Origin of the sequence: Amycolatopsis sp. NPDC001319 (genome assembly GCF_042896185.1) — a bacterium.
Classification (GTDB): domain Bacteria; phylum Actinomycetota; class Actinomycetes; order Mycobacteriales; family Pseudonocardiaceae; genus Amycolatopsis.
In genome coordinates this window covers 90,857-103,224 of the sequence record NZ_JBIAWY010000007.1, presented here as the reverse complement: position 1 = coordinate 103,224, position 12,368 = coordinate 90,857, and the positions used below count along the sequence as shown (strand labels likewise).

Below are 12,368 nucleotides of genomic sequence, written 5' to 3'. Positions count from 1 at the left end.
TATCCTCGCCCCCATGGGCTTCTTCACCTGGATCATCTTCGGCGCGCTGGTCGGCTGGCTCGCGAACCTGGTCGTCGGCGGGCCGGACCGGCGCCGCCAGGGGTGTCTGGTCAGCGTGCTCGTCGGGGTGCTCGGGGCGGCGCTCGGCGGCTTCATCTACCGGCTGGCGACGGGTGAGCAGCAGCGCTTCGAGTTCGATTTCCCGAGCTTCGGCGTCGCGATCCTGGGCGCGATCGTCCTGCTGGCGGTGCTGCGGCTGGTCAGCTCGATCGGCAGGCGGTCCCGGCGTGACGACTACCCGCACGACAACTACCGGCGAGACAACTACCGGTAACGGTTTCCACACGAACCGTCAGTAACCCCCGGAATCCGCCTAAACTGGCTAGTTCCGCGTCCGGGTGCATGCGTCGTCGGGGGACGCATGCACCCGGCCCGCCCGGATCGCCTCCCGGACCACGCGCACGGCGTGCGCCGTGTCCACGAGCACGGGCATGGGCGCGGCGGAGATCTCCCGTCGCCAGGCACACAGCAGCTCGGCGAGCGGATCGGGTACGGACATCGCTTCCTCGGCGGACTCAGGCCCGGGACAGGCTCCCGAACGGCGGGTACTACTGAGAGTTGTCGAGGAATTCGATCAGTCGTTACCGGTTTGTGGGCACGCCCACCCGCGCCGGGGAAACCCTGACGGGGGAGCCGCCACCGGCCCTGGACGTGTCCGCCCGCCGACGGGCGGTAGCGTGGTGATTCCCAAATCGGACGTGAAACCCGTCCTCTCCCTCCGAACGCAACGAACAGCGGGGAACCGATCCATGAGCGGCAAGCCCACCGGCAATCCCCTCACGCACGCAGTGCAGCTCGCGCGGGAGACGATCCCGCCGATGCACCCCGCCGGACGCCCGTTCGTCTTCGGCGGGCTGGCGGCGACGCTGGTGCTGCGCCGGTTCTCCAAGCGCCTCGGTGTGGTCGGTGCGCTCGCGACCGCGGCCACCGCCGCGTTCTTCCGCGAGCCGAAGCGCGTCGCGCCGGAGCGGGACAACATCGCCGTGGCCTCGGCCGACGGCCTGGTGTCCCTCATCGAGGAGGCCGTGCCGCCGCCCGAGCTGGGGCTGCCTGCCGAGCCGCGGATGCGCGTGAGCGTGTTCCTGTCGGTGTTCGACGTGCACGTCCAGCGGATCCCGGCCCCCGGCGTCATCGAGAAGGTGGCCTACCGGCCGGGCAAGTTCCTCTCCGCGGACCTGGACAAGGCGAGCGAGGACAACGAGCGCAACTCCGTGCTCATGCGCACCGTCGACGGCCACGAGCTCGTCGTCGTGCAGATCGCCGGCCTCGTCGCGCGCCGCATCCTGTGCGAGATCCACGAGGGCGACAAGGTGGCCGCGGGTGCCACCTACGGCATCATCCGGTTCGGCTCCCGTGTCGACCTCTACCTGCCGCCCGGCAGCCGCGTGCTCGTCGCGAAGGGCCAGCGCACGGTCGGCGGCGAGACGGTGATCGCCGAACTCCCGGCACTGGGAGAAGGCTGATCTCATGGTCCGCGTGACCACCCCGAGCATTCGGCTGCTGCCGAACGCCATCACGGTGCTGGCGCTGTGCGCCGGGCTGTCGTCCGTGCAGTTCGCGCTCACGGGCAACTACGCCATGGCCATCGCGGCCATCGGCATCGCGGCGGTGCTCGACAGCCTCGACGGGCGCATCGCGCGCCTGCTCGACGCGACGTCGAAGATGGGCGCCGAGCTCGACTCGCTGTCCGACGGCATCTCGTTCGGCGTGGCGCCGGCGCTGGTGCTGTACGTGTGGCAGTCGCACGGCGACCGCATCGGCTGGGTGGCTTCGCTGATCTTCGCCGTCTGCATGATCCTGCGCCTCGCGCGCTTCAACACCCTGCTCGACGTCACCGACAAGCCGCCCTACTCCGCGGAGTTCTTCGTCGGCGTGCCCGCGCCGGCCGGTGGCCTGGTCGCCATGCTGCCGCTCATCGCGACGCTGCAGTGGGGCCAGGGCTGGTGGTCCCAGCAGTACGTGGTGATCGCCTGGACGATCGCCGTCGCCGCGCTGCTGATCAGCCGCATCCCGACGCTGTCGCTGAAGACGGTCAAGGTGCCCGCCCGGGCCATCGCACCACTGCTGGTGGGCGTCGGCCTGCTGGCCGCCGCGATCATCCAGTTCCCCCTGGTGGCGCTGGCCATCGCGCTGGTGCTGTACCTGCTGCACATCCCGTACGCGGTGTATCGCAACCGTTGGCTCGCCGCGCACCCCGAGGCGTGGACGGTCCCGCCGCGCGAGCGCCGGGCCATCCGCCGTGCGCGTTCGCAGCGGCGCCTGCGGCTGCGGCCGGCGTCTCGCCGGGTCGCGGGCGCGGCCATGCGCGCCGTGCGGCTGCCGCGCAACGGCTCGGACTTCGTGCGGGCGACGCGCGCGTTGCGGGACCGGGACCACTCGGGCACGGGCAACTCGAACGCGACTTCGGGCCCGAACCAGCGTCGCCGCAGCTGGCGGCGGATCGGGATCCGGCGCCGCTGACGTTCTCGGCCTAGCGCGCCGCCGCGCGCAGGCCCGTGAGCAGCAGGTCGAGCTGGTCGTGGAAGTCCTGCACGCAGTCGACGTCGGCCAGTGACGGCAGCACGCGGTACAGGTTCGGCAGCTCCTCCGGCGTGACCATGCGGCTGAACCAGTCGCCAACGGGCTCGTCGCGCTGCGCCACGCCCCCGGCAACGGAGTCGGCGAGCGCCGCGCCGAACGTGAGTCCCATCAACGACCGGTAGCCGCGGGCCGCGGCCGCCTCGTCGAGCCCGGCGTCGAGCAGCGCGCCCAGCAGGGCGTCGATCACGCGCAACGCACCGGGCGAGCGCGGGTTCGCCTCCTCCGCCGCCAGCGCGCGCACCACGGCCGGGTGCCGCGTGAACGCCGTGTAGAGGCCTTCGGCGAGCCGGCGGACGCGGGTTTCCCAGCTCCACGACGGCACCGGCAGCGGCACGGACTCGAAGACGCGCGCGGTGAGCCCGTCGAGCAGGTCGCCCTTGTTCTTCACGTGGTTGTAGAGCGACATCGCCTCGACGCCGAGACGGGCCGCGAGCTTGCGCATCGACAGCGCGCCCATGCCGTCGGCGTCCACCAGGGCCAGCGCTTCGTCGAGGACTTTTTCCCGCGTCAGGGTTTCGCGCACCACCGCCGAATCTTAGCTTACGGCGTAAGTACTTACGGTGTACGCTTACGTTGTAAGTATCGAACTGGAGGGACACCATGGACGCCGAAACGCTGCTCACCACCACCCGGTCCGTCCGCCGCAAGCTGGATCTCGACCGGCCGGTCGACCCGGCGGTGATCGAGGACTGCCTGCGCATTGCCCAGCAGGCACCCGCCGCCGGTGGGCTGCTGAAGGCGCAACGCTGGGTCGCCGTGCTGGACCCCGAGCTGCGCGCCGAGATCGCGGCGATCACCAGGAAGGCCGCGCACGAGGTGTGGCAGCACTACGCGCACCTGGCCGACCCGAGCGTGTTCGCCTCCGCCCGCCACCTCGTGGACCACCTCCACCGCGTGCCGGCGCTGGTGCTGCCGTGCATGCCGGGCCGGCCGCCGGCGTCGGCCGCTGAGCAGTCGTCGTTCTACGGCTCGGTCTACCCGGCGATCTGGAGCTTCCAGCTCGCGCTGCGCACGCGCGACCTGGCCAGCTCGCTGTGCAGTTACCACCTCGCCGGCCACGAGCCGGACGTCGCGCGCCTGCTGGGGATCCCGGCCGACGTCACGCAGGTCGGCCTCATCGCCGTGGCGCACTCGACCCAGCGTGAGTTCTCCCCCGCCGCGCGGCCACCGGTGGGCGAGATCCTGTCGTTCGACGCCTGGGCGGGGTCCGCGTCGCTAGGGTGAACGACGTGAGCGACCCGCAGATCACGTTGACCGTCAGGCACACGCCGTCCGCGCTGGATTCCCGGCGCGGAGTCGTGCGGATGCACCCGGAGGTGCTCGACGCGCTGGGCCTGCGAGCCTGGGACGCCGTGCACCTCACCGGCGCTCGCCGCAGCGCCGCGCTCGCCGCGCCGGCCGAGGAGGGCACGCCGGGCGTGGTGCTGACCGACGACGTCACGATGTCGAACCTCGGCGTGTCCGAGGGGTCCGAGATCGTGGTGACGCCGGCCGACGTCGCGGCGGCCAAGACGGTCACGGTCTCCGGATCGCGGCTGGCCAGCGTGTCCGTGCCGCCGCAGACGCTGCGGCTCGCGCTCACCGGCAAGGTGCTCACGCGCGGCGACGCCGTTTCACTGCTCCCCCAGGACCTCGCGCCCGCGCCGGGTTCGGACGTCGCGGCCGTGCGCGGGCAGCTCTCGCGCGCGATCGGCGCGACGTGGACCAACGAGCTGCTCACCGTCACCGCCACGGAGCCCGCGGGGGTGGTCGTGGTGGGACCGTCCACTGTGGTCAGCTGGCGCGACGGCGCCCGCACGGGCGAGACGCCGACCGACACCGTGCCCACGCGCAGCGCGACGGCGCTCGTCCGCAGCACCGCCGTGACGGCGGCCGAGGACTACCTCGAGGCCGAGGTCGTCGAGGAGACCAAGCCGGAGGAGCTCGCGGAACCGATCCCACCCGTCGCCGACCTGGTGGGCGCGGAAGGGGCCGCGCGCAAGCTCGCCGAGTGGTTCGATCTGGCGTTCCACCGGCCGGAGCTGCTGATGCGGCTGGGCACGTCGGCGCACCTGGGGGTGCTGCTGTCGGGGCCGGAGGGCGTCGGCAAGGCGACGCTGGTGCGCTCGGTCGCGCAGGCCGAGAAGGTGCGCGTGGTGTCGCTGGTCGCGCCCAACATCGCCGTGCTGGAGCCGAACGCGGCCCACGCCCGCCTGCGGGAGGCCGTGACCCGCGCCGCCGACGGCGACGGGCCCGGGGTGCTGCTGATCAACGACGTCGACGCGCTGTTGCCGGCCACGCAGCCGCCGCCGGTGGCCACCGTCGTGCTGGAGGAGCTGCGGGCGGCCATGCGCCGCGAGGGCCTGGCCGTGGTGGCGACGACGCAGCGCGCAGAGTCCGTGGACCCACGGCTGCGCACCGCCGACCTGCTCGACCGCGAGCTCGGCCTGCCGCTGCCCGATGCGAAGACGCGCATCGAGCTGCTGCGGATCCTGCTGCGTGACGTGCCGGTGGAACCGGGCGCCGACCTGGGCGTGCTCGCCGAGAAGACGCCCGGGTTCGTCGCCGCCGACCTCATCGCCCTGCGCCGTGACGCGGCTCTGCGGGCCGCGCTGCGCCAGCGTGACGTCGCCGAGCCGCGGATCTCGGAGCACGACCTGCTCGACGCGCTCGCCACCGTCCGGCCGATCTCGCTGTCCACTTCGGACAACCTGGCCACGGGTGGGCTGACGCTCGAGGACGTGGGCAACATGGTCGACGTCAAGCAGGCCCTCACCGAGACGGTGCTGTGGCCGCTGCGCTACCCGGATTCCTTCGCTCGCCTGGGCATCGACCCGCCGCGCGGCGTGCTGCTGTACGGCCCGCCCGGCGGCGGCAAGACGTTCCTCGTGCGCGCGCTGGCGGGCACGGGCGCGCTCAACGTGTTCGCGATCAAGGGCGCCGAGCTGCTGGACAAGTGGGTCGGCGAGTCGGAGCGGGCCGTGCGCGACCTGTTCCGGCGGGCCGCCGACGCCGCGCCGTCGCTGATCTTCCTCGACGAGATCGACGCGCTGGCGCCGCGGCGCGGGCAGTCGTCCGACTCCGGAGTGGCCGACCGCGTGGTCGCCGCGCTGCTCACGGAGCTCGACGGCGTGGAGCCGATGCGCGAGGTCGTGGTGCTGGGCGCCACGAACCGGCCCGAGCTCGTGGACCCGGCGCTGCTGCGGCCGGGCCGGCTGGAGCGGCGCATCTACGTGCCGCCGCCCGACGCCGAGTCGCGCACCGCGATCCTCAAGGCGACGTCGAAGAACACGCCGCTGGCGTCCGATGTGGATCTGGCGGCCATCGCGTCCACCCTGGACGGTTACTCCGCCGCCGACTGCGCCGCGCTCATCCGCGAGGCCGCGCTCACGGCGATGCGCGAGTCGCTGGAGGCGCACGTGGTGACCGCCGCCCACCTGGCGAAGGCGCGGGAGGTCGTGCGGCCGTCGCTGGACCCGGCGCAGCTGGCGACGCTGGAGGCGTACGCGCAGGCCCAGCAGGAACGCTGACGACAACGGGGCCCCACCTTCGCGGTGGGGCCCCGTTGTTTTCGCTGGTCAGCTGCCCTTGTGGCCGCTCTGGTAGTCCTTGGTGATGATCACGATCACGCCCGGGCTCGAGTTCTGGATGCCGTCGAACCGCGGCTGGGCCTGGAACCCGAACTCGGCGGCCAGCTGCTTCGCGGCGGCCTCCTCGTCGGTGCCCGGGCGGTAGTAGGCCGTGGTGTGCGCGATGACGCCCTGCGGGTAGTTGCCGACCTCGGGCACGTTCCAGCCCGACGCGCGGAAGTCCTGGGCGGCCTGCTCGGCGAGGTGCGGGATCGTGGAGTTGTTGTAGACCCGCACGGTCACCCACTTGTTGGACGCCTGCTGGTCGCCGCCCGGCTGACCCGGTTGTCCCGGCTGGCCACCGGGCTGGCCGGGCTGCCCCGGCTGTCCGCTGGGCTGACCAGGCTGACCGGGCTGGCCCGGCTGCCCTGGCTGTCCCGACTGGCCGGCCGGTGGCGACGAGGGCGCCGACGAAGCGGGCGAAGACGGGGCCGACGACGAAGGCGGCGTCGCCGAAGACGACGAGCCTGCTGTCGACTGTTGTGAAGAAGGCGACCCGCTCGAGCTGGTGGGCCCGGCGTTGTTGTCGCTCGATCCGTTGCCCGACAGCGCGGTCACGCCGCCCACGATCGCGGCGATCACGGCGACGCCGATGAGCGCGACGCCCGCGGCCCGCATGGGCCGGGACAGTCCCGAGAAGAAGCTCATGACAGTTCGATCCCCAGCCGCCTGGCGCCGCGCTTGCGCTGCCGGGCGGCGCGCGTCTTGCGCAGCCGCTTCACCAGCATCGGGTCGGCCGCCATGGCCTCAGGCTTTTCCAGCAGTGTGTTCAGCAGCTGGTAGTAACGGGTCGAGGACAGCGAGAACCGTTCCCGGATGGCGTTCTCCTTGGCACCGGCGTGCCGCCACCACTGACGTTCGAACGCGAGGATCTCCACCTCACGCTCGGTCAGGCCGCCCACATTCTCCGGCGGCGACGGCTGCTCCCCAGCCATCGACTCCGCGGCGTCCATGCGGTCCTCGCAATCGGTTTCGGCTGTCCTTCCGCGGGCGCCATTGAACCACGGAACCCACGCCCGACATGGGCATCCGGCGCGGCGCGTCACGGTCCGATCCAGGTGTATCAGACGGGTCCGACTAAACTCGCTGCTCGTGACCGTCCACCCCATCCGCATCGCCGGCGATCCCGTGCTGCACCAGCCGACCCGTGAGGTCACGGAGTTCGACGAGCAGCTGCGCACGCTGACCGAGGACATGTTCGAGACGATGTACGCCGCCGAAGGCGTGGGTCTCGCGGCCAACCAGATCGGCCTCGACCTGCGCCTGTTCGTCTACGACTGCCCCGACGACGAGGGCGTCGAACACCGCGGCCTGGTGGTGAACCCCCAGCTGGAGACCTCCGAGATCCCCGAAACCATGCCCGACCCGGACGACGACTGGGAAGGCTGCCTCTCGGTCCCCGGCGAGTCCTACCCCACGGGCCGCGCCTCGTGGGCGCGCGTGACCGGTTTCGACGTGACCGGCTCGCCCATCTCCGTCGAAGGCACCGGCTACTTCGCCCGCTGCCTGCAGCACGAGACCGACCACCTCGACGGGCACCTCTACCTCGACCGCCTGGTGGGCCGCCACGCGCGCGCGGCGAAGAAGATGCTGAAGAAGAACAAATGGGGCGTCCCGGGCCTGAGCTGGCTGCCCCCGAAGGACGAGCCGGCTGAGGCTTGAGTCGTTTTGTCGATGAGTCTCCCGGTCCTGGGTTGGGGCCGGGAGACTCATCGTTTCAGCGGTTCATCACCCCAGGAAGTGCTCGCTGCTTCGGCGGCAGGCTGCTCGACCGGGTGGTTCTGCGCGACCGACCTGGCCAGGCGGATGTACTGCGCGTGGGTCCAGGCCGGTGGTGTGGCCGAGGCCGTCGGGGTGCCGGGGGTGCGGCCGGGTGAGCCCGAGGATGGGTGGGGCTTCCCGAGGTGAGTTGCTGGGGGCACACGCGGTTGGTCGCGCCGGAGTGGTACAGATCGCGGGACGCCGTGATCGGCAATGGAGACGGGGCGGCGCGGACCGTGGAAAGGTAATCGCGCCAGCCGCGGGGGTAGTCGGCGGAAATCGCGCGGAAACTGCGGCTGGCGGAATCCTGGGGATTATTCGTCGCCGCAGCGGCGGACGAACCCATGCCCAGCGCCAAAGTCAGGTGCCGGGAACGCACACCGTCGGCGGTCGTTTGCCCGGCAAGGACGACGTTTCCGGCGGTGGCACGCGAATACGAAACCAGTTTTTACGACGCCAGCAATTGCGTTGCACCATCCGAAACGCCGGCGTATCCGACGGACGTCCGCGAAAACGCCGGAGCGGCCGCTGTGGCACCGTCGGAAGCCGACGCCACCGCGGCGGCAGCGGACGCCGAATCGTTACTGCCGTCGTTGGTCAGGTCCGGGTCGGCCACGGCGTAGAGCGAGAGCGGCCGCCCGGTCAGCGACGTCCAGCAACCGCACGCTCGGAGTCGACAAGTCGGGGTAGCAGACCTCCGACATGCGCCCGCCCTGCAGCGTGAACCACACGTCGCCGGCGTGGTCGCGGGCCGTGCCGAAGCCCGTTTTGTCCGCCGGCAGCCAGCTCGGACGGGTACCAGGCCCACCTGGCGCGTCACCCTGAGCCGTCGAAGCGGCCGGGACCGCGCTCATCGCCAAGACCGCCACCAAACCCGGTGAGCAGGCCTTTCCGCAACGGGACACCCCCAAAGTCGTCAAAGGTGATCGTCACGTGAACTCCTCGCGGCCGCATGCTCCGATCCGGTGAAGAACACACCGGTCGACAAGTCGCCTTGTGCTCGCGTGATCCGCCGTGGCATGGTCGAGGGACAACCTCATAACCAACGCGGGAGCTCGCGCCTTGGCGGGCTGAGAGGGCGGCTGGTGTCTGTCTGTGGACACCCGGTGCCGCCGACCGCATGAACCTGACCGGGTAATGCCGGCGTAGGGAGTGAACGTCGTTGACGACGCTGGAGAACGAGCCTGCCATCACGCCTTCCGTGACCACGGGGCCGATCACCGGTTCGCACAAGGTCTACCACCGCACCGAGTCGGGCCTGCGGGTTCCGGCGCGGCGCATCGACCTGTCGAACGGTGAGCACTTCGACGTGTACGACACGTCCGGGCCGTACACCGACCTGGACGCGAAGATCGACGTCCACAATGGACTTCACCCGCTGCGCGCGGGCTGGGCCGACGGCCGCGCGCACAACACCCAGCTCGGCTGGGCCAAAGCCGGCGTGATCACGCGTGAGATGGAGTTCATCGCCGCGCGTGAGCGGTGCTCACCCGAGTTCGTGCGCGACGAGGTCGCGCGCGGGCGGGCGGTGATCCCCGCCAACCGCAAGCACCCGGAGAGCGAGCCGATGATCATCGGCAAGAAGTTCCTGGTGAAGATCAACGCCAACATGGGCAACTCGGCCGTCTGGTCCTCAGTGGAGGAAGAGGTCGACAAGATGGTGTGGGCCACCCGCTGGGGCGCCGACACGATCATGGACCTGTCCACCGGCAAGCGCATCCACGAGACGCGCGAGTGGATCGTCCGCAACTCCCCCGTGCCCGTGGGCACCGTGCCGATCTACCAGGCACTGGAGAAGGTCAACGGGGAGCCGGAGAAGCTGTCGTGGGAGGTCTACCGCGACACGATCATCGAGCAGTGCGAGCAGGGTGTGGACTACGTCACCGTCCACGCGGGAGTGCTGCTGCGCTACATCCCGCTCACCGCTCGGCGCGTGACCGGCATCGTGAGCCGCGGCGGCTCGATCATGGCCGCGTGGTGCCTCGCGCACCACAAGGAATCGTTCCTCTACACGAACTTCGAGGAACTCTGCGAGATCCTGCGCAAGTACGACGTCACGTTCTCCCTCGGCGACGGCCTGCGCCCCGGCTCGATCGCCGACGCCAACGACCGCGCGCAGTTCGCCGAGCTCGAAACCCTCGGTGAGCTCACGCACATCGCGCGCGAGCACGACGTGCAGGTGATGATCGAGGGCCCCGGCCACGTGCCGATGCACAAGATCAAGGAGAACGTCGACCTGGAGGAACAGCTCACCGGCGAGGCACCGTTCTACACCCTCGGTCCACTCGCGACGGACATCGCGCCGGCGTACGACCACATCACCTCCGCCATCGGCGCGGCACAGATCGGCTGGTACGGCACGGCGATGCTCTGCTACGTCACGCCGAAGGAGCACCTCGGCCTGCCCAACCGCGACGACGTGAAGACCGGCGTGATCACCTACAAGATCGCCGCGCACTCCGCCGACCTCGCCAAGGGCCACCCCCACGCCCACGAGTGGGACGACGAGCTGTCCAAGGCCCGCTTCGAGTTCCGCTGGAACGACCAGTTCAACCTGGCGCTCGACCCCGACACCGCGCGCTCGTACCACGACGAGACGCTGCCCGCGGAGCCGGCGAAGACCGCGCACTTCTGCTCGATGTGCGGCCCGAAGTTCTGCTCGATGCGGATCACCCACGACGTGCGCAAGTACGCCGAGGAGCACGGGCTGTCCACTGTGGAGGCCATCGAGGCCGGCATGGCGGAGAAGTCGGCCGAGTTCGGCGAGCAGGGCAACAAGGTCTACCTCCCGGTCGTCGGGCAGTAGCTCCACCAGCAATCAGAGGCAGTAGTCATGACCGAAACCCCCCGCACCGCCCTCACCATCGCCGGATCCGACTCCGGCGGTGGTGCGGGCGTGCAGGCCGACCTGCGCACGTTCTTCGCCCACGGCGTCCACGGGCTCGTCGCGCTCACGGCCGTCACGGTGCAGAACTCGCTCGGCGTGCAGGGCTTCACCGAGATCCCGGCCGACGTCGTCACGGCGCAGATCAAGGCCGTGGCCGGCGACATGGGCGTGAACGCGGCGAAGACCGGCATGCTCGCCACGGCCGACATCATCCAGGCCGTGGCGAAAACGCTCGACGAGGTCCACATCGGACGCGACACGGACACCCCGTTCGTCGTCGACCCGGTGGCCGCGTCGATGACCGGTCACGCGCTCCTGCGTGAGGAGGCGCTGGAGGCCATCCGCACGGAGCTCTTCCCGCGCGCCACGCTGATCACGCCGAACCTCGACGAGGTGAGGCTGCTCACCGGCATCACGGTCACCGGCGCGCAAACCCAGCGCGCGGCGGCGGACGCGTTGCTGGAGTTCGGATCCCGGTGGGTGCTGGTGAAGGGCGGGCACCTGTACGAGGCCGAGGACTGCGTGGACCTGCTCACCGACGGCACGGACGTGCTGGAGCTCAGCGGCGTGCGCATCGACACCGACAACACCCACGGCGGCGGCGACACGATGGCCTCGGCCATCACGTCGTCGCTCGCCAAGGGCGCCGACGTGCCGACGGCCGTGACCGAGGCGAAGCAGTTCATCGCACGCTGCGTCGCCGAGGCCTACCCGCTCGGCGCCGGGGTGGGGCCGGTGTCCCCGTTCTGGCGGCTGGCCGACTGAGCGGCCACACTGGACCCGTGACCGACGACGCCGCCGCCCGCGCTTTGTGGGCCCAAATGCCTTTGGACCTGCAGTTCGAGGTCGACCAGCTGGTCTCGGCCAACAAACCGGCCGCGGCCCTGAAGGTGATCCGGAAATGGGGTCTGGACCCCAAACCGGGCATCGCCGACAGCAGGGCCGTGACCGACTACCGGAAAAGCGTGCTGAAGCCACCGCCGCGCTTCACCTGAGTCCGAACTGGACGTTCCGTGCGGTACGGGAGGAAAACCCCCGGACCGCACGGAATCAGTTCACCGGGCCGAGTGAGCGCGTGTCGTAGGTGCTGCGCGCGTCGCGGATCCGGTCGAAGTTCGACTGCGACCACGTGCTCAGCGCCACCAGGTGGGCGCTGACCTCGGCGCCCATCGGCGTGAGCGCGTACTCCACCGTCGGCGGCGTGGTCGGGAAAACCTTGCGGCTGACGAAACCGTCGCGTTCGAGGTTTCGCAGGTTCTGCGTGAGCATCTTCTGGCTGATGCCGCCGACGGCGCGGCGCAGCTCGCCGAAGCGGTGCGGCCCCTGCTCAAGTACGCCGAGCACAAGCGCGGTCCACTTGTTCGCGAGCAGGTCGAGCACATCGCGGCAAGGGCAGCTCTTCAGGTAGACGTCCCAGGATCCGTGCTGGTCACAGGTGGTTTCCATCAGGTACCTACTTTACCGGGAAGTGC

At 70.6% G+C, this 12,368-nt stretch carries 15 protein-coding genes, 1 pseudogene and 1 riboswitch; of the genes and pseudogenes, 9 read left to right on the top strand and 7 right to left on the bottom strand.

Translation table 11 applies throughout. From position 1 onward, the window contains the following. Positions 1-13: 13 nt before the first annotated feature. Complete coding sequence (locus ACFY1H_RS26870; protein ID WP_366582458.1) at positions 14-334, top strand: GlsB/YeaQ/YmgE family stress response membrane protein; 321 nt, start codon at positions 14-16, stop codon at positions 332-334. 48 nt (positions 335-382) lie between these two features. On the opposite strand, the gene ACFY1H_RS26865 is transcribed toward ACFY1H_RS26870, so the two are convergent. Then, on the bottom strand, positions 383-559 hold the full coding sequence (locus ACFY1H_RS26865; RefSeq protein WP_366582457.1) for a hypothetical protein: 177 nt from the start codon (positions 557-559) through the stop codon (positions 383-385). Positions 560-809: 250 nt separating this feature from the next. On the opposite strand from ACFY1H_RS26865, the gene ACFY1H_RS26860 reads away from it, so the two are divergent. Then, positions 810-1,523, top strand: coding sequence for a phosphatidylserine decarboxylase (locus tag ACFY1H_RS26860; protein WP_366582456.1), 714 nt, complete (start codon positions 810-812; stop codon positions 1,521-1,523). Between the two features lie 4 nt (positions 1,524-1,527). After that, entirely contained in the window at positions 1,528-2,520 is a 993-nt protein-coding gene (gene pssA / locus ACFY1H_RS26855) for a CDP-diacylglycerol--serine O-phosphatidyltransferase (RefSeq protein ID WP_366582455.1), read from the top strand. Between the two features lie 10 nt (positions 2,521-2,530). Here pssA and ACFY1H_RS26850 read toward each other — a convergent pair whose 3' ends face one another. Beyond that, positions 2,531-3,166: a TetR/AcrR family transcriptional regulator C-terminal domain-containing protein gene (locus ACFY1H_RS26850; protein ID WP_386950725.1), complete on the bottom strand. Its 636-nt coding sequence runs from the start codon at positions 3,164-3,166 to the stop codon at positions 2,531-2,533. A gap of 74 nt (positions 3,167-3,240) precedes the next feature. Between ACFY1H_RS26850 and ACFY1H_RS26845 the strand changes: the two genes are divergently transcribed. Then, positions 3,241-3,864 (top strand): nitroreductase family protein, encoded by a 624-nt coding sequence (locus ACFY1H_RS26845; RefSeq protein ID WP_386950722.1) that lies wholly within the window; start codon positions 3,241-3,243, stop codon positions 3,862-3,864. A 5-nt stretch (positions 3,865-3,869) separates the two neighbouring features. After that, positions 3,870-6,149 (top strand): AAA family ATPase, encoded by a 2,280-nt coding sequence (locus tag ACFY1H_RS26840; protein WP_386950719.1) that lies wholly within the window; start codon positions 3,870-3,872, stop codon positions 6,147-6,149. A 48-nt stretch (positions 6,150-6,197) separates the two neighbouring features. Here ACFY1H_RS26840 and ACFY1H_RS26835 read toward each other — a convergent pair whose 3' ends face one another. Together ACFY1H_RS26835 and ACFY1H_RS26830 are read right to left on the bottom strand one after the other, a co-directional pair. Next, a complete protein-coding gene (locus ACFY1H_RS26835; protein ID WP_386950716.1) occupies positions 6,198-6,896 on the bottom strand; it encodes a LytR C-terminal domain-containing protein in 699 nt (232 codons plus the stop codon). Then, a complete protein-coding gene (locus ACFY1H_RS26830) occupies positions 6,893-7,201 on the bottom strand; it encodes a DUF3263 domain-containing protein (protein ID WP_364190498.1) in 309 nt (102 codons plus the stop codon). Before ACFY1H_RS26830 ends, ACFY1H_RS26835 begins: the two co-directional genes overlap by 4 nt. A 139-nt stretch (positions 7,202-7,340) precedes the next feature. On the opposite strand from ACFY1H_RS26830, the gene ACFY1H_RS26825 reads away from it, so the two are divergent. Beyond that, on the top strand, positions 7,341-7,910 hold the full coding sequence (locus ACFY1H_RS26825; protein ID WP_366582450.1) for a peptide deformylase: 570 nt from the start codon (positions 7,341-7,343) through the stop codon (positions 7,908-7,910). 55 nt (positions 7,911-7,965) lie between these two features. On the opposite strand, the pseudogene ACFY1H_RS26820 reads toward ACFY1H_RS26825, so the two are convergent. After that, positions 7,966-8,655, bottom strand: a pseudogene (locus tag ACFY1H_RS26820) (hypothetical protein). Beyond that, positions 8,591-8,863 (bottom strand): hypothetical protein, encoded by a 273-nt coding sequence (locus tag ACFY1H_RS26815; RefSeq protein WP_386950713.1) that lies wholly within the window; start codon positions 8,861-8,863, stop codon positions 8,591-8,593. Before ACFY1H_RS26815 ends, ACFY1H_RS26820 begins: the two are co-directional and overlap by 65 nt. 183 nt (positions 8,864-9,046) lie before the next feature. Further along, positions 9,047-9,178, top strand: a riboswitch (TPP riboswitch). Between ACFY1H_RS26815 and thiC the strand changes: the two genes are divergently transcribed. The 3 genes from thiC to ACFY1H_RS26800 all read left to right on the top strand — a co-directional run bounded on the left by thiC (position 9,172) and on the right by ACFY1H_RS26800 (position 11,891). Continuing rightward, positions 9,172-10,815: a phosphomethylpyrimidine synthase ThiC gene (gene thiC / locus ACFY1H_RS26810; protein WP_386950711.1), complete on the top strand. Its 1,644-nt coding sequence runs from the start codon at positions 9,172-9,174 to the stop codon at positions 10,813-10,815. It overlaps the preceding riboswitch by 7 nt. 27 nt (positions 10,816-10,842) lie before the next feature. Beyond that, the gene (thiD, locus tag ACFY1H_RS26805; RefSeq protein ID WP_366582448.1) at positions 10,843-11,661 is read left to right on the top strand and encodes a bifunctional hydroxymethylpyrimidine kinase/phosphomethylpyrimidine kinase; all 819 of its coding nucleotides are present in this window, start codon (positions 10,843-10,845) and stop codon (positions 11,659-11,661) included. 17 nt (positions 11,662-11,678) lie between these two features. Beyond that, positions 11,679-11,891: a hypothetical protein gene (locus ACFY1H_RS26800; RefSeq protein ID WP_386950708.1), complete on the top strand. Its 213-nt coding sequence runs from the start codon at positions 11,679-11,681 to the stop codon at positions 11,889-11,891. Positions 11,892-11,946: 55 nt separating this feature from the next. Here the strand turns inward: ACFY1H_RS26800 and ACFY1H_RS26795 are convergent, their stop codons facing one another. Then, positions 11,947-12,342, bottom strand: a complete 396-nt coding sequence (locus tag ACFY1H_RS26795) for a helix-turn-helix domain-containing protein (protein ID WP_366582446.1) — start codon at positions 12,340-12,342, stop codon at positions 11,947-11,949. Positions 12,343-12,368: the final 26 nt, after the last annotated feature.